The sequence below is a fragment of the Actinokineospora lacus genome (genome assembly GCF_053813445.1).
The window spans coordinates 1-15873 of the sequence record NZ_JBQERA010000013.1 but is presented as its reverse complement, the minus strand read 5'-3'; the positions used below and the strand labels follow the sequence as shown (position 1 = coordinate 15873).

General features: G+C 69.2%; 14 protein-coding genes. 13 read left to right on the top strand and 1 reads right to left on the bottom strand.

What is annotated here, in order from left to right; all coding sequences use genetic code 11:
• Positions 1-4 precede the first annotated feature (4 nt).
• The 6 genes from ACTG9Q_RS27300 (at position 5) to ACTG9Q_RS27275 (ending at position 7665) form a co-directional block, all read left to right on the top strand.
• Positions 5-1582, top strand: a complete 1578-nt coding sequence (locus tag ACTG9Q_RS27300) for an AAA family ATPase (protein WP_455575783.1) — start codon at positions 5-7, stop codon at positions 1580-1582.
• A gap of 247 nt (positions 1583-1829) precedes the next feature.
• On the top strand, positions 1830-3086 hold the full coding sequence (locus tag ACTG9Q_RS27295) for an MFS transporter (RefSeq protein ID WP_455575888.1): 1257 nt from the start codon (positions 1830-1832) through the stop codon (positions 3084-3086).
• Positions 3087-3123: 37 nt separating this feature from the next.
• Positions 3124-4389, top strand: a complete 1266-nt coding sequence (locus tag ACTG9Q_RS27290; RefSeq protein ID WP_455575782.1) for a D-arabinono-1,4-lactone oxidase — start codon at positions 3124-3126, stop codon at positions 4387-4389.
• A 4-nt stretch (positions 4390-4393) separates the two neighbouring features.
• Positions 4394-5110, top strand: a complete 717-nt coding sequence (locus ACTG9Q_RS27285; protein WP_455575781.1) for a transaldolase — start codon at positions 4394-4396, stop codon at positions 5108-5110.
• Between the two features lie 57 nt (positions 5111-5167).
• A complete protein-coding gene (gene hxpB / locus ACTG9Q_RS27280) occupies positions 5168-5827 on the top strand; it encodes a hexitol phosphatase HxpB (protein ID WP_455575780.1) in 660 nt (219 codons plus the stop codon).
• Positions 5828-5991: 164 nt separating this feature from the next.
• The gene (locus ACTG9Q_RS27275; RefSeq protein WP_455575779.1) at positions 5992-7665 is read left to right on the top strand and encodes a discoidin domain-containing protein; all 1674 of its coding nucleotides are present in this window, start codon (positions 5992-5994) and stop codon (positions 7663-7665) included.
• Positions 7666-7891: 226 nt separating this feature from the next.
• Here the strand turns inward: ACTG9Q_RS27275 and ACTG9Q_RS27270 are convergent, their stop codons facing one another.
• The gene (locus tag ACTG9Q_RS27270) at positions 7892-8989 is read right to left on the bottom strand and encodes a DUF3103 family protein (RefSeq protein WP_455575778.1); all 1098 of its coding nucleotides are present in this window, start codon (positions 8987-8989) and stop codon (positions 7892-7894) included.
• A 420-nt stretch (positions 8990-9409) separates the two neighbouring features.
• On the opposite strand from ACTG9Q_RS27270, the gene ACTG9Q_RS27265 reads away from it, so the two are divergent.
• The 7 genes from ACTG9Q_RS27265 to ACTG9Q_RS27235 all read left to right on the top strand — a co-directional run bounded on the left by ACTG9Q_RS27265 (position 9410) and on the right by ACTG9Q_RS27235 (position 15756).
• Complete coding sequence (locus ACTG9Q_RS27265; RefSeq protein ID WP_455575777.1) at positions 9410-10258, top strand: hypothetical protein; 849 nt, start codon at positions 9410-9412, stop codon at positions 10256-10258.
• Positions 10259-10478: 220 nt separating this feature from the next.
• The gene (locus ACTG9Q_RS27260; RefSeq protein WP_455575776.1) at positions 10479-11615 is read left to right on the top strand and encodes an NAD(P)/FAD-dependent oxidoreductase; all 1137 of its coding nucleotides are present in this window, start codon (positions 10479-10481) and stop codon (positions 11613-11615) included.
• A gap of 16 nt (positions 11616-11631) precedes the next feature.
• Positions 11632-12207, top strand: coding sequence for a hypothetical protein (locus tag ACTG9Q_RS27255; protein ID WP_455575775.1), 576 nt, complete (start codon positions 11632-11634; stop codon positions 12205-12207).
• 36 nt (positions 12208-12243) lie between these two features.
• Entirely contained in the window at positions 12244-12327 is an 84-nt protein-coding gene (locus ACTG9Q_RS27250; protein ID WP_378248678.1) for a cittilin family RiPP precursor, read from the top strand.
• Positions 12328-12398: 71 nt separating this feature from the next.
• Positions 12399-13619 (top strand): cytochrome P450, encoded by a 1221-nt coding sequence (locus tag ACTG9Q_RS27245; RefSeq protein ID WP_455575774.1) that lies wholly within the window; start codon positions 12399-12401, stop codon positions 13617-13619.
• A complete protein-coding gene (locus ACTG9Q_RS27240) occupies positions 13616-14773 on the top strand; it encodes an MFS transporter (protein WP_455575773.1) in 1158 nt (385 codons plus the stop codon). The genes ACTG9Q_RS27245 and ACTG9Q_RS27240 overlap by 4 nt, the downstream gene beginning before the upstream one ends.
• Positions 14770-15756: a glycosyltransferase gene (locus tag ACTG9Q_RS27235; protein WP_455575772.1), complete on the top strand. Its 987-nt coding sequence runs from the start codon at positions 14770-14772 to the stop codon at positions 15754-15756. Before ACTG9Q_RS27240 ends, ACTG9Q_RS27235 begins: the two co-directional genes overlap by 4 nt.
• Positions 15757-15873 lie beyond the last annotated feature (117 nt).

Here is a 15873-nt window from a genome sequence, read left to right as displayed (position 1 = left end):
CGCCATGACCGCCCAACTCCCCGCCGCGCTCCAACGGCGCTGGGGAGCGTCAGCCGACGCTCCTACAGGAACAGAACAGCTCGGCGAGTTTGGTAGATTCTACCTACCTAGATTGCGCCTACCGAGCGTGGAGGAGTCCATGGCCAGTTTCCTCGGTCGAGCTGTGGAGCTGGGACTGCTGCGCAAACGCCTGGACCGTGTCAGCTCGTCCGGTGAAGGACTGGCCGTTGCCATCCGCGGACGCAGGCAGGTGGGCAAGTCCCGCCTGGTGCAGGAGTTCTGCAACCGAGCCGGTGTCCCCTACTTGTTCTTCACCGCCACGAAGGGCGCTTCCTCGGTGGAAGCGCTCGGCGCTTTCCTGGCCGAACTCGCCGAATCCAACCTCCCCACCCATCCCGAACTCCTCCCAGCGCGAGCACCAGCGGACTGGCCGGACGCCTTCCGCGTCCTGACCGCCGCACTGCCTGACCGACCAGCGATCGTCGTGGTGGACGAACTGCCCTGGCTGGCAGAACAAGACGACCTCCTCGACGGCGCCCTGCAGACCGCGTGGGACCGACTCCTCGCCCCACGGCCTGTACTTCTGCTCCTGCTGGGCAGCGACCTCCACATGATGGAACGCCTCACCGCCTACGACCGGCCCTTCTACGGCCGCGCCGACAACATGACCCTCGGCCCGCTCAACCCCGCCGAAACCGGCCACGCACTCGGCCTCGACGCCGCCGACGCCATCGACGCCCACCTCATCACCGGCGGGCTCCCCGGCATCATCCGCACCTGGCCACCCGCCACCCCACCGCTCACCTACCTCGAAACCGAACTCACCGACCCCGCCGCCCCCCTGTACAGCATCCCCGAATCGGCTCTCCTCTCCGAGTTCGCCGTCCCCGACCAAGCCCGCCGCGTCATCGAAGCCATCGGCGCAGGCGACCGCACCCACGCCACCATCGCCGCCACCGCGGGCAGCCGCCAAGGCGCCATCCCCTCCGGCTCCCTCTCCCCCCTCCTTCGCCAACTCGCCGACGAGAAACGCGTCCTCGCCGTCGACCACCCCCTCTCCACCCGACCAGGTAAACCCGCCCTCTACCGCGTCGCCGACACCAACCTCCGCCTCTACCTCGCCTTCGGCCGCCTCGCCCAGGAACAAGTCCGCCGAGGACGTCCCGAAGCCGCCATCACCCTCCTCCACCGCCGCTGGAGCACCTGGCGCGGCAGAGCCGTCGAACCCCTCATCCGCGAAGCCCTCGAACTGGCCGCCCTCGCCGGAGCCCTCCCCTGGCCCGACGTCACCGCCGTCGGCGGATGGTGGAACCGCCAATTCAACCCAGAAATCGACCTCGTCGGCGCCGACAGAAGCCCCGTAGCCACCACCATCCACTTCACCGGCTCCATCAAATGGCTCAACAGCCCTTTCGACAACCACGACCTCAACGCGCTCCGACACGCCACGACCCAACTCCCCGGAACCACACCGGACACGCCACCTCTGATCGCCACACTCTCCGGAACCAACGACATCGATCCGGCAATTCCCGCTTGGGGGCCTACGCGCATCCTCCAAGCATGGAGTGCACTCATATAGCGAGTGGCTCGCGATATGCCCGGGGCGAGCTGGCCGGACCGCCGTGTCCATGATCGTCGGCCTGTCAGGGCATTACACCACGCACGCACCGGATCGAGCCAGAGGGAACCAGTGCGACGACTTCTGCGTAGTGTGTTTTTAGGCAAATAATTTTCCGAACATCATCGAGGGCAGGTTGATGTTGTGGGCGTCACGGTAACCATGGTCGCTGACGTGGGTCGATGCAGGGCCCTCTCCAGATCTGGTGATGACTCCAGGTTGGGTGTCGAGCACCGAGAGTCTTGGGCCTGCGGCTCGGAAATTTACTTTCTTCGTCGAACTTCCTTATGGATCGCGTCGCCATGACCGCCTCATGACTCGGCCCGTTCGTATGGTCCGTGACCGTGTGACGCTTGTGTGTTACGCCCAGTTCGCGCTCTGCATGTACTTTTTGTTCAGCTTCGGTCTGACGGTGCCGCTAATGAGTGACGAGCTCGGCTTGAGTCGCACGGTTGCGAGTCTTCATGGATCGGCTGTGGCGATCGGGGCGATTGTCAGCGGAGTGGCTGTGCCGCGGCTGGTCCGGCGGTTCGGCCGGGTTCGTATGTCGTTCTTGGCGTCTGCAGCGCTGTCCGGGGCAGCGGGTGTGCTGTGCTTCGCGTCAAACCTGGCAGGCACATTGCCTGCGACCGCTCTTGCCGCGACGGCGGGTACTGCAGTTGCCGCATGCGCGATTGCCGGTCTCAGCAGCCACCATGGCCAGGCCGCGCCTGCCGCGATCACCGAGGCAAGTGCAGTGGGTTCCGGCATCGCGCTGCTGGCGCCGCTGGTCCTTGGTGCGGGTGTGGCGATCGGGGCCGGGTGGCGTGCGGGTACAGCGGTCACCATTGTGCTGGCCGCGGCGATCGCCGTCGTGGCCCGAGGGACCGCCGAGCCCCCACGGTCCCTGGAGGCTGCGCCCGCACCTTCAGGGTGCGGGCGACTGCCAGGGCGGTACTGGTTGGCCTGGGCGGTGCTTCTGCTGTGTCTGAGCGTCGAGACGTGTCTGGCGATGTGGATGACCGATGAGCTGCGCGCTGATGCTGCCATGTCGACGAGTGCCGCGACGGCGAGTGCTTCGGCGTTGATGGGGGGAGTGTTCTTCGGGCGCCTTGCCGGCAGTCGTCTCACCTTGCGCCATGACGCGAGGTCGATGTTGCTCTGGGCGTTGGCGCTGGCGGCGGCGGGATTCACGGTCTTCTGGACGCCAGCGACACCGTGGCTGTCTGTCACGGGCCTGTGGCTCACCGGCATAGGCATCGCACTGCACCATCCCCTGGCCCTGGCGCTCGCGATCCGTGCTTCTGCCGGACAGTCGGATCTTGCGGCAGCCCGGACCTTGTATGCCGAAGCACTCGCCTACAGCGCCGCCCCACTGATCCTCGCCATGGGTGCCGACCGCTTCGGCCCGCACTACGCATTCCTTCTCGTGCCGGCTCTGCTGGCACTGGCCGCCATCGGCGTAGCCCGACTCCGCGCCCCATGACGCGACACCGCGAAAGAAGTTGATCATCTTGTCGACCATGAACACGCCTGTCACCAACTGGGCAGGCAACCTCACGTTCAACGCCACCCGCGTGCACAGGCCCGAGTCCGTCGAGGAAATGTGCCGGATCGTCAAAAACTGCGATCAGGCCAAGGCCATCGGCAGCGGCCACTCTTTCAGCCCCGTCGCCGACACGACCGGCGATCTGATCCGCTTGGACGGCTTGCCGTCGACGGTCGAGATCGATCCGGTGAACTCGACGGCCAAGGTCGCAGCCGGCATGAGATACGCCGACGTCGCGCCCAGACTGCACCGAGCCGGCTTCGCGTTGCCCAACCTGGCGGCACTGCCACACCTCTCCCTCGCCGGCGCATGCGCGACGGGAACACACGGCTCGGGCGACCACCAACGCGTCCTCGCCGCCCACATCTCGGGGCTGCAGTGGGTCGGCCCCGACGGCGACCTCCACGAACTGAACAGAGCCACCCACCCCGATATCTTCGCCGGCACGGTGGTCGCCTTGGGTGCGCTCGGCGTCGTCACCGAGATGACCCTCGACCTCGTGCCCGCCTTCGAACTGAACCAGTGGGTACGACAAGGAATTCCCCTCACCCACGTAGCCGCCCACTTCGACGAGATGTTCGCCGCCGCCTACAGCGTCAGCGCCTTCACCGACTGGCAGAGCGACACCGCGACGGTATGGCTGAAGCAACACACCGGCCCAACGCCCGTGGCCTTGCAGGTGGGGGAACCCGCCTCTCACCCAATCCACCCGACGCCCGGGATATCACCGCAATCCTGCACCGAACAGCTGGGTGCTGCGGGCCCATGGCACGAGCGCCTCCCGCACTTTCACGCCGACGCGCCCATGTGGGCGGGTGATGAGCTGCAATCCGAGTATTTTCTGCCCCGACACCAGGCGGAAGCCGCCTTCACTGCGGTGCGCGAGATCGCCTACACAGTGGCGTCCGTCCTGCTCGTCTCCGAGGTGCGCACGGTCCGATCGGACGACCTGTGGCTGAGCCCGGCATACGACCAGGATTCCGTCACGTTCCATTTCACCTGGGTCAAAGATGCCGAGAAGGTGCTACCGGTCACCCGACAACTGGAAGAGCGACTCGCCCCGCTGGGCGCACGCCCGCACTGGGGAAAGATCACCACCATGGCTCCCCTGGATGTGATGGCCCAGTATCCGCGATCAGACGACTTCCGGAAACTTCTACTCAAGTACGACCCTGAAGGGAAGTTCCGCAACCAGTTCACCGACAGCTATTTCCTGCTCGCACACACCCGTGAGGAGTAAGACGGTGACCGTCACGTCCCTGAAGCACGTGGAGATCTACGCCGACGGCGCCGACCTCCAGAACATCGTCTCCCTGTCGGCGAGGCCTGAAATATCCGGCTTCACGACCAACCTCACCCTCATGCACAAGTCCGGAGTGACCGACTACGAGGTCTTCGCTCGAAAGGTCCTCCAGGTGATCCGCGAACGCCCCGTGTCGTTCGAGGTCCTCGCGGAGGACGCAGCCGGGATGATCCGCCAAGCCCACCTCATCTCTTCCTGGGCACCGAACGTATTTGTCAAGGTTCCGGTGATCGACACCTGGGGACAGTCCACCTCGTCGATCATCAGGCACCTCACCGCCGACGGCGTTCAGATCAACGTCACCGCCGTCCTGACGGCGGCCCAGGTGGAGGAAGCCACAGCCGCTCTGGAAGGAACACGCGGAGCAGTCGTCTCGGTCTTCGCCGGCCGCATCGCCGACACCGGCCGCGACCCGATACCAGCTATGGCATCCGCCCTCGCCATCACATCCATACAGCGCAACGTGCGCCTTCTCTGGGCAAGTCCGCGCGAAGTCCTCAACGTCAGGCAGGCCGACGACCTCGGCGTCGACATCATCACACTGACCCATGACATGCTCGCAAAAATGAGCCTATTCGGAAAGCCACTCGACCAGTACTCACTCGACACGGTGCGCATGTTCCACCACGATGCGCAGGCCGCAGGGCTCACCCTGTAAAAGGGTTCCACAGGCGATTCAATAAGGGCATGAATATTATGCCAGGAGGAACTGCCCGTGATCAAAGCAGTGATTTTCGACATGGATGGACTGCTGATAGACAGCGAACCGCTCTGGGAAATAACCAAGATGAAGGTGTTCCCAAAAGTCGGAGTGCCCATGACCCGTGAACTCAGCGCGCAGATGCTCGGCCTCCGATCCGACGAGGCCGTACGCTTCCTGCACGACAGGTTTCCCTGGAGCGCCCCCTCGCAGGCGGAGGTCGAGGAGGACCTGTTGGACACGATGGCAGGCCTACTCCACCAGCGCACTCCGACACTCCCCGGGGCCTTGGACGTGCTCAAGACGCTCAAAGAGGCGAACATTCCGATGGCCATTGCTTCTTCGTCGCCACAGCGAATCATTGATATCGTCCTGAAGGAATTTGATTTCATCGACTACATAAGCGTGGCACATTCCGCAGAACATGAATCGCATGGCAAACCGCACCCAGCGGTATACTTGACCACAGCGCAACGATTGGGCTTCAGGCCGGAAGAGTGCCTGGCTTTCGAAGACTCCGGGAACGGCGTACTCTCGGCCAAATCCGCAAAAATGTCGTGCATCGCAGTACCGTCACAAGATGGAAGGACTGGCAAGCTGATCGGCATCGCCGACAGAGTGTTATCATCCTTGTCAGAATTCAAAATATCGATTCTGACGGATCTCGAAAGTTAGAGCCTGCTTGAGTCTCCTCAAAAACTTACCGCACGTCGTGGAGGGTTATGGAATATCACCGGCTAGGCCGTTCGGGCCTCCGAGCGTCGATCGCTAGTCGAAGTCTTGCTTGACTCTGTCAAGTTCTTGCATGCTGGTGTCGTCTCTCCAACGAAGGAGTCGCGATGCCCCTGTCCCGCAGGACGTTGTTGACGTCGGCGCTCGCGGTGCCCGCCGCTGGTGCCACGGTGGGGTTGACGAGTGGGGTCGCGCAGGCGGGGAGTCCGCCGGGGGACGTGGTCGGCAAGATCACCGTCGGGTACCAGGGCTGGTTCGCCGCCCGGGGTGACGGCTCGCCGTTGGACGGGTGGTGGCACTGGAGCGACAACTGGAGCCAGCCGCCCTCGCCGTCCAACCATGCCCTCATGTCCTGGCCCGACATGACCGACTACCCCGCCAAGTACGCCACGTCGTTCGCCAACCTCGGCAGCGGCCAGCAGGCGACGGTGTTCTCCAACCACGACTACAGCACCACCGACATCCATTTCCGCTGGATGAGGCAGTACGGCTGCGACACCGCCGCGCTCCAGCGCTTCAACCCCACCGGCGGCGAGGGGCCGATCCGGGACGCGGTGACCGCGCACGTGCGGCGGGCGGCCGAGGCGCACGGCGTGAAGTTCTACATCATGTACGACGTCACGAACTGGACGAACTTCCAGTCGGAGATCAAGGCCGACTGGCTGAACAAGATGCGCGCTTACACCTCCTCGCCCATGTACGCCCGGCAGAACGGCAAGCCGGTCGTCTGCGTCTGGGGCTTCGGGTTCAACGACCCGGGCCGCCCGTTCACCCCGGCCCAGTGCCAGGAGGTCGTCGACTGGTTCAAGGCTCAGGGCGTCTACCTGATCGGCGGCGTCCCGACGCACTGGCGCCGCGAGGTCGAGGACTCCCGGCCCGGCTTCGGCGGCGTCTACCGCAGCTTCCACATGATCTCGCCGTGGATGGTCGGCCGAATCGGCAACGTCGCCGACGCCGACCACTTTTACACCAACATCAACACCCCTGACCAGCAGGAATGCAACCGCCTCGGCATCGACTACCAGCCGTGCGTGCTGCCCGGGGACCTCTCCCGCCGCCACCGCGCGCACGGGGACTTCATGTGGCGGCAGTTCTACAACATGACCCGCCTCGGCGTGCAGGGCATCTACATCAGCATGTTCGACGAGTACAACGAGGCCAACCAGATCGCCAAGACCCCGGAGACCCAGGCGGGCATCCCGGTGGGCTCGGGCTTCCTCGCCCTGGACGAGGACGGCACCCGCTGCTCGTCCGACTACTACCTGCGCCTGACCGGCGACGGCGGCCGGATGCTCAAGGGCCTCATCGCCCTCACCCCGATCCGCCCCACCCGCCCCATGCTCACCGACGAACCCCCACCGGTCCGCGACCTGGCCGCGGGCCGCCCGACGAGCCAAAGCAGCCAGACCCAGCACTACGGCAGCCACCACACCGTCGACAGCGACCCGCACAGCTACTGGGAGAGCGCCAACAACGCCTTCCCCCAATGGGTCCAGGTGGACCTCGGCTCGACGGCGACCCTCCTCCGCCTGGAACTGTCGCTACCGCCGAACCCCGCATGGGCCCGCCGCAGCCAGACGATCGCCGTGGAGGTGAGCGAGAACGGCTCCACGTACACCACCGCCCGCCCCGCCACCGCCCACACCTTCGACCCGGCCACCGCGAACACCGCCGTCATCCCCCTCGCCACGAACACCCGGGCCCGCTACGTCCGGCTCCGCTTCACCGCCAACACCGGCTGGCCCGCGGGCCAGCTGTCGGGCTTCAAGGTCTTCGGCTGACGGGTCATCCCCTGCACGCGGTCAACAACGGTCTGGTCGCGAAACAACCCACGAGGCGTGGCGCTCCGGGTCCCGGAACCGGCACCTCGTCCCGGGGCAGTCGAGATCGGCTCCGGTGTCGACAGGTGAACTGCGTTCACTCCCCCGTCCGACATCAGCTACCGCTGGACCGACAAGGGGGCGAGGCCGCGACCACCGCGGCCTCGCCCCCGTCTGTCGGCAGGCGCTACAGCGGGGCCACCCAGTAGGGGGCCACGGTCATGGTGCCGTTGCCCGCGGCGCCGGTGCGGGTGCCGCTGCTGGTGGTGGACAGGGTGTACCAGGAGTCGACGTAGTCGGGGTCGTCGGTCCACCAGGAGTCCGGGATGGCGTTGAGGATGGCGTTGACCAGCGGGATGTAGGTGCCGCCGTCGATGATCGTCAGGAGTGCCTGGGTGAGGGCGAGCGCCAGGTCGCGGTAGTTGGTGCCGCCGTCCTCCTCCATCATCACGATGTCGGCCAGGTTGTACTTGTAGGCCGAGAAGTGCACGAGCAGCTGGCCGGGGTGGTACGTGGTGCCGTCGTGGTCGAGGTAGGGCAGCTGGACGGTGTCGACGGCGACCTTGCCGTCCAGGCCGAAGCCCGCGGTGATGGCGAAGATCTCGGCGCCACCCTTGTGCCACGGCTCGTGGTCGTCGTTGAGGCGGATGGACGTGACCTGGGTGGCCCAGTAGCCCGCCGCGGGGGCGAGCGCGGCGCGGGCCGCCTCGGCGGAGAGGCCGCGCGCGGACAGGGCCGAGCGCAGGACGCCCATGCCCTTGGACAGCGCCTTCCCGCTGTCCACCTCGACCAGGTACACCGGCCGCGCCGGGACCCGGTCGGCGGGCAGCAGGACCTGGCGCCCCCGGTGGTCGTAGGCCGTCACGGCGGTGGCCGTGTCGTCGCTGGGGGACGTCGCGACCAGCGGCGCGACGCCGCGGTCCAGCGCGGCGGCCATGCCCGCGTCCGCGAGCCGGACGGTGAGCAGCGAGGTGCCGTCCTGCGGCAGCCCCTTGGCGGCCAGGACGGCCCGGTTGGCCTCCCGGACGGCCCGGCCGAGCGCGGTGCCCGCGGGCGCGCGCGCCAGGTCCACCGCGCCTGCCGCCGTGCCCGGGAACAGCCCGAGCCTCCTGGCATCGTCGGCGAACTCTCCCGCCAGCCGCCCGGCGAGGCGGTCGGTGACCGCCCCCACCGTGCCTGCCGCGGCGGGGGCCGCCTGCTGGGCCTGTGCCGGTGCGGCGAGCACGCCGACGGCGACCGCGAGGGCGCCGAGCGACGAGACCGCGACCCGGACTGATCGTGACAACGACACGGGTTGTGCCTCCCTTGACTCTCCGTGCAGGGGTGAGCGCGAATCGTGGGAATCGAAAGAAGTAGACGAATTCTCGACATTGGCTGTCAATGGGGAACGGCCAAGGTTGCGCCCAGCGGACGGACGCCTTGCCGCCGATCAGCCTCTCAATCCACCTCGGGAGACCGGCCACACCACTCGTACAGGTGATTGCACCTCGCGTTCGGGCGACGCGGCGTTCGGGTGATTCCCAGGTCGGGCGTAACCCCCGGGGTGGCCGGAGCGATGTCCGCGTTACAGGTAAGTTCATGATCATCTTAATGGCGGCGCCGCCCCGACGCGACCGACGCGTCACCGCGGAACCATCCATACAGGACACCCTGAGAGCAGTGACCACCCTTCCCGCGGCGCGCCGCGCAATCCACTGGAGGAACCATGCCGCTGAACCCGCTCGACGCCCAGTCCAAGCCGGGACGGCTGCCGGATGCCGAGGCGGGCTCGCTTCGGGCCCTCCTGCTGGCCAACGGCTTCACCGGCGCCGACGTCACGAAGGCCCGCAGCGCCGCCGCGGACGACACCGACCTCCAGCGGCGGTTCACGAAGGTGACGGCGGTGGAGGCCAAGTTCACCATCGGCTCCAACGTGACCCCCCAGAAGCGCCGCGAGTTCCGCATCGAACTGGAGACCGAGTACGGCAGGCTCCTCGACGCAGCGCAGCGCTACCGCGACGACGCCGACGACTCCCTGGAGACCGCCCTCACCGACGCGGTCGCCAGGATTCACACCAATTCGCCGGTCAACCAGCTCTTCAAGGGCAACGGCCCGTGGAAGGAGAAGGAGGAGCTGCTGACCCTGCTCGACGCCCGCTTCCAGAGCATCCTCACGCTCGATGAATTCCGCACCCAGGTCTTCAAGCGCTACAACGCGACCTACAAGGTGGGTGGTGCGGCGCAGGGGCCGCCGCCGCTCACGGCCTTGGAGCAGCAGGCGATCACCGCGGAGAAGACGAACGTCAACACACAACTCGCCGCCTGGGCCACCATGTCCGCGAACGCCCAGGGCTGCAACATCAACGGCACCTGGGGCACCTGCGCGACGGGCTCGGTCGTCTTCCACCCGACCCAGGTCACCCCGCGGGTGTGGGCGGCGCTCAAGAAGTGGTGGCAAACCAAGCCAGGCGCCTACGTCACCCCCAGCGACACCACCACCGTCTCAATGAAGATGTACCGCGACGTCGACGTGAACACCAGCGCGACCTTCAACTACCACATCAACGTCCAATAAGGACGACGAGGCCGCACTCACAGGGAGCGGAGCCGGGCCGGTCGAGAGCATGCAAGTCGCGTGAATCGGCGGACCCGCCGCACACAATCGGCTTCCGCGTCCACTGAGGACATCGAACAGGATTCGGCGGGGCATGTCCCCCGTTCGGAGCTAGCTTTTATTGCTCCACAACAAGAAAGGTGGGATGTCCGGACCGGGGGACGGAGGCGGCGTGGAGTCGGTGGGCACACTCGTGGTCGGCGGCGGGCTCGTCGGCTTGGCTTCCGCATGGCACCTGGCGCGCGAGGGCCTCGACGTCGCCGTCTTGGCGCCCCGGCACCCCGGGATGGCGAGCAGCGCGGCGGCGGGAATGCTCACGCCCGGCTGCGAGTGGAACGGCTGGATGCCGCGGCACTTCCTGGACTTCATGATCGCCGGGCGCGACCACTACCCCGAGTTCCTCGCCGCGCTGACCGGCGGGGACGCCGCCGACGGGTACCGGGTCGGATACCGGCCCACCGACTTCCTCTACCTCGATTCACGCGAGCGCGACGAGCAGATGGAGCGCCACCACGCCGCGCTCAGCGGCGCCGGGCTGGCCGTCACCCACCTGGACCTGCGCGAGACGCTGCGCCGGGAGCCCGGCCTCAACCTCGACGTGATCCGCGGGTCGCTGCGCGTGGAGGGCGACGCCGTGGTCGACCCGCGCGCGGTGCTCGGTGAGCTGCGCGCCCGGCTGGCCGACACCGTCATCGAGGACGGCGTGGAGGGCATCACCGACCACGGCGACCGCTTCACCGTGCGCACCGCGCGCGGCGATCACGTGGTGGCCGAGCGTCTGGTGCTGGCGGCAGGGGCGTGGACGCAGGAACTGGCCGGGCTGCTGGGGCTCGACGTGCCGGTGGCGCCTATCCGCGGCCAGATCATCGAGCTGCAGGGACCGCCCGGCGCGGTGCGGTCCGTGCTCTACGTCGCCACCGGGGCATGCGGCAGCGTCGTCGAGCGGTACCCGGGCACCTACGTGGTGGGCACCAGCGAGGAGGGCACATCGGCGACGGTGGCGAACACGCCGGTGGTGGTCGCCGCGGTGCTGGCCAGGGTGTCGTCGCTGGTGCCCGCGCTCGGCACGATGTCGATCACCGACATGTGGTCGGGTTTCCGGCCGACGACGCCCGACGAGATGCCCATCATCGGCGCGGTCGACGGCGGGCGGGTCGTGCTCGCCACCGGCCACTACCGCAACGGCGTCCTCATGGGACCGCTGACCGGGCGCCTGGTGCGCGACATCGTCGTGGGCGAGACGCCCGCGCTGGACCTGGACCCGTACCGGCCGGACCGGACTCACGGCAAGCAGTACCGCTTGGCCGCGCGCTACTGAGCCGCTGGAGGCACTGGTGAACGCCCTGTTCGAGGTCGTCGAGGAGTCGCTGTCCGGGGTCGAGGAGGCGCTGGCCTGGCAGACGGAGAACTTCCCGTCGGTGTGGCAGTGGACCACCGACCGGGACCTCGTGCCGCCGCAGCGCCTGGTCGCCGACAACCAGCTGCGCCACCGCGGCCTGCTGCCCGCCGAACGGCCGGTCGGGTCCGGTGTGGACAGCAGGTTCCCGAAGGCGGTGGTGGACCAGCTCTCCGCGGACTGCGCGGTGCACCTGCACGCCGCGTCGATGGTGGCCGACCGCGCGCCGATCCGGCTCGTCGGGGTGCCGTCGCTGCTGTGCTCGCTCTACGTCAACGAGACTCGGGAGCTGTTCCTGCCGGGCTGGCTGGACGCGGAGGCGCTGACGGTGCTGTTCCCGCCCGGCGGCTCGTTTCCGGCGGCGCGATCGGTGTGCCTGACCTGGCTGGTGCTCGACGCCGCGGTGCGCCGCGAGCCGGGCCGCGAGTTCGCCACGTTCGCGTTCTTCTTCACCCGAGAGGGCACTGACCCCGGCGCGCGCTGGCACTGGCGGGCCAACTCGGGCCGCGACTGACCGGAGAACCATCGGAACAGGGGGGAGGTGGAACGAATGCGCAAGGCGCTGCTGTCGGTGGCGGTCTTCGTGGGTATCGCCCGCAAGGACCGGCTCACGGCCCCGTACGTCTACTACTGATCGGCGCTGTTCAGCGCCGTGGGGTCGCCCCGGCACCGGGGCGGCCCCAGCCCATCCCCTCGGGAGGACTCATGCCCGGCCCGCCTGGTCCGGTCGGCGACCGCGCCACCGGCAACCTGGCCGCGTTCACCGCCGACCCGTTGGGTTTCCTGACCGCGTGCGCGCGTGAGCACGGCGACGTCGTGTCGATCGCCTCGCGCAACGTCCTGTTGTGCGATCCCGCCGACATCGAGCGGGTGCTGGTGGATCGGGCGGGCGACTTCGCCAAGACGGGCGGCAAGACCCGCGGCCGGGAGCAGGGCTTCCCCGAGGCGATGATGAACAGCGACGGCGCGGTGTGGCGTCGCAAGCGCGACCGCGTCGGCCCGGCCTTCACCCGCGACCTCGTGGCCCGCGCGGCCGAGCTGGCGGGCGCGGAGGCGGCCGCGGTGACCTGGGAGCCCGGCCCCGCGTTAGACCCGGCGCCCGCGGTGTCCCGGCTGGCCCTGCGCTCGGTGACCCGCCTGCTGTTCGGCGCGGCCCTGTCCGACGCGGACATCGCCGCCGTGGGTCGGCTGGTCCGCGAGATCATGGCGTTGTCGCTGTCCCCCTACGCGCTGCCTTCCTGGCTGCCTACCCCGGGCACGCTGCGGATGCGCCGCGCCCTGCGCGAGATGGACGGCGTGGTCGGCCGCATCGGCAGCGGCAGCTCCCCCGTCCTGTCCGCACTGGAGGGCGCGAGCCCGCAGGAGCTGCGCGACGAGCTGGCGACCCTGGTGCTCTCCGGCTTCGAGACCACCAAGAACGCCGTGCTGTGGACCTGCCACCACCTCTCCGAGAACCCGGATGCCGCGGCCCGCGTCGCCGTCGAAGCGGGCGGTCCCACCCCGTACACCGACGCCGTGGTCCGCGAATCCCTGCGCCTGCACCCACCCGCCTGGCTGACCAGCCGCGAATCCCGGCGCGACACCGAGTTCGGCGGCCACACCATCCCGGCGGGCACCACGGTGACCGTCAGCCAGTGGGTCACCCACCGCGATCCCCGCTGGTTCCCCGACTCCGCCGAGTTCCGCCCGGACCGCTGGCTGACCGATCCGCACCATCCCCGCGGCGCCTACTTCCCCTTCGGACTGGGCCCTCGGGCCTGCATCGGCGCCGCCATCGCCACCGCCGAGACCACCGCCGCCGTGGCCGCCCTGACCGCTCGCCACCACTTCCACCCCACCACCTCCATCACGCCCCGCCCTGCCCTCTCCCTCCAACCCGACGGCCTGCGCCTGCGCGTCTCCGCCCGGGCCACCACGCCCGGATGAGCGCCGTCGGATGGGCGACTCCGTTGCGGGTGCCGGAGTTCCGGGTGATCCTGGCCGCGCACGGGATCTCACTGCTCGGCGGGGCGGTCGCGCAGGTGGCGCTGGGAGTGCTGGTCTACACCAGGACCGGGTCGCCGTTGTTGACGGCGTTGGTGTTCGCGGTGGGGCTGCTGCCGAGCCTGCTCGCCGCGACGCTGGTGTCGGCGGTGGCCGACCGGTTCCCGGCGCGGCGGGTGCTGATCGGGTGCCAGGTGGTCAGCGGGGTGGTCGTGGCGGGGTTGGCGGTTCCCGGTCTGCCGACGGCGGCGGCGCTGCTGCTGGTGTTCGTGCTCGGGGCGGCCGGGTCGGTGTTCGTCGGGGTGCGGGCGGCGGTGCTGCCCGAGGTGCTGCCCGCCGAGGTGTTCGCGCTGGGGCGCGGGCTGCTGCGGGTGGTGGCCAACGCGTTGCAGGTCGGCGGCTACCTGGTGGGCGGTGCCGCGCTGGTCGTGCTGTCCCCGCAGGCGGCGCTGCTGGTCGACGCCGCCGCGTTCGGCGTGGCCGCACTCCTGCTGCGCCGCACCGCGGACCGGCCCGCCGCGGTGGGTGAGCGCGGGGTGGTCCGCCGGTCGTTGTCCGGGGCGCGCGAGGCGTGGCGGGACCGGCGCGTGCGCCGCCTGCTCCTGCTGCTGTGGCTGCCCCCGGCGTGCGCCGTCGTCCCCGAGGCGGTGGCGGTGGTGTACGCGGCCGAGAACGGCATCGGCACGGCGGGCCTCGGCCTGTTGCTCACCGGCACCCTGCTCGGCGCGGTGCTCGGCGAACTGGCCCTGGGCCAGTGGCTGGGCGACTCCCCGCGCCTGGTCGGCCCCTTGCTGTTCCTGGTCGCGTTGCCGTTGCTGGGTTTCCTGGCGCGGCCGGGCGTCCTGGTGGCGACCCTGCTGCTCGTCGCCTCCGGCGCGGGCCTGGGCTACGCCTTGGGCGTCGACCGCCTGCTGCTGGCCGCCGCCCCTCCCCCGCTGCGCAGTCGGGTGCTCGGGATGGCCACCACGCTGCCGATCGCCGCGCAGGGCGCGGCCATCGCCGCGGCGGGCGCGCTCGCCGAACTCCTGCCCGCGCACGCGGTGGTCGCCGTCGCCGGGGCGTTCGTCCTGGTGCTCGCCGTGGTGGTGCCCCGATGAGAATCCTGGTGACCGCGTGCCCGGCGGCGAGCCACTTCCAGCCGCTGGTCCCACTGGCGAGAGCGGCCCAGGCGGCCGGGCACGAGGTGGTGGTGGCCATCGGCGGGGGCTTCGCGGCGCGAGCCGCGGCGACGGGGCTCGACGTGCGGCCGGTGGGCGGGGATGTCGACCTCATGTCGGTGCCGGGCGGGCCGGGTCGGTCCGGGTGGGCGCGGATGGTGGCGTTGACCGAGCGGACCGTCGTCGAGGTGCTCGACCTGGCGCGGCGGTGGCGGCCGGACTTCGTGCTGCGGACGCCGCCGGAGTTCGCGGGCGCGCTGGCCGCGCGGGAGGTGGGGGCGGCGCTGGTGGAGCTCTCCTTCGGGATGGTGATGCCGCGCGACCGGCTGATCGCCGCGGAGCGGGAGCTGGCGGGCCTGCGTGAGCCGGGCGGCTGGCTCGCCGACCCGGACGTCCTGCTCGACCTGTGCCCGCCTTCCCTGCGTCCCAGCCACCTTCCCGAGGGCACCCTGTTGCGTTACGAGCCCTATGACGGGGAGTCGGTCGACACCGACGAGATCGACGTGTGCCTGACGCTGGGGACGATCCTGCCCGGCCTTGGCCGCACGGAGGTCGTCCAACCCGTCCTCCGGGCCGCCGCCGACCTCGGCCTGCGCGTCATGACGCTCGGGCTCGAACCGTCCGACCGCTGGACCCCGCTGTCGGCGGTGCTGCGCCGCTGCCGCGTCCTGGCCCACCACGGCGGTGCGGGCACCACGTTCAGCGCCCTCGCGGCGGGCGTCCCGCAGTTGTTGATGCCCCACATGACCGAGCAGCCCGATGTCGGCGTCACCCTGCCTCCCGCCGAGGTCACCCGCGACTCCGCCCGCCGGGCGCTGGCCCACCTGCTGGCCCCTGAGGCCCGCGCCGCCGCCCACCGGGTCCGCGACGAGATCGCCGCGATGCCGTCCCCCGCGGACGTGGTCGGGCGGCTGTTCGGCTAAAGGTTGTCCCGTAATGGTCGAGAGTTTGGCGAGGCAAGGGAGTGATAGCGGTGTCGCCTGCGGCCGGTGGTCGTTCAAGCCGTCATGGCCAGGTTGCGCATCTGGGCGACGCCTCGG

Excerpts from the sequence above, each read along its gene's own strand:
- ACTG9Q_RS27300 (WP_455575783.1), top strand. The coding sequence starts at position 5 with ATGACCGCCCAACTCCCCGCCGCGCTCCAACGGCGCTGGGGAGCGTCA.
- ACTG9Q_RS27295 (WP_455575888.1), top strand. The coding sequence starts at position 1,830 with ATGACTCCAGGTTGGGTGTCGAGCACCGAGAGTCTTGGGCCTGCGGCT.
- ACTG9Q_RS27290 (WP_455575782.1), top strand. The coding sequence starts at position 3,124 with ATGAACACGCCTGTCACCAACTGGGCAGGCAACCTCACGTTCAACGCC.
- ACTG9Q_RS27275 (WP_455575779.1), top strand. The coding sequence starts at position 5,992 with ATGCCCCTGTCCCGCAGGACGTTGTTGACGTCGGCGCTCGCGGTGCCC.
- ACTG9Q_RS27265 (WP_455575777.1), top strand. The coding sequence starts at position 9,410 with ATGCCGCTGAACCCGCTCGACGCCCAGTCCAAGCCGGGACGGCTGCCG.
- ACTG9Q_RS27250 (WP_378248678.1), top strand. The coding sequence starts at position 12,244 with ATGCGCAAGGCGCTGCTGTCGGTGGCGGTCTTCGTGGGTATCGCCCGC.
- ACTG9Q_RS27245 (WP_455575774.1), top strand. The coding sequence starts at position 12,399 with ATGCCCGGCCCGCCTGGTCCGGTCGGCGACCGCGCCACCGGCAACCTG.
- ACTG9Q_RS27240 (WP_455575773.1), top strand. The coding sequence starts at position 13,616 with ATGAGCGCCGTCGGATGGGCGACTCCGTTGCGGGTGCCGGAGTTCCGG.
- ACTG9Q_RS27235 (WP_455575772.1), top strand. The coding sequence starts at position 14,770 with ATGAGAATCCTGGTGACCGCGTGCCCGGCGGCGAGCCACTTCCAGCCG.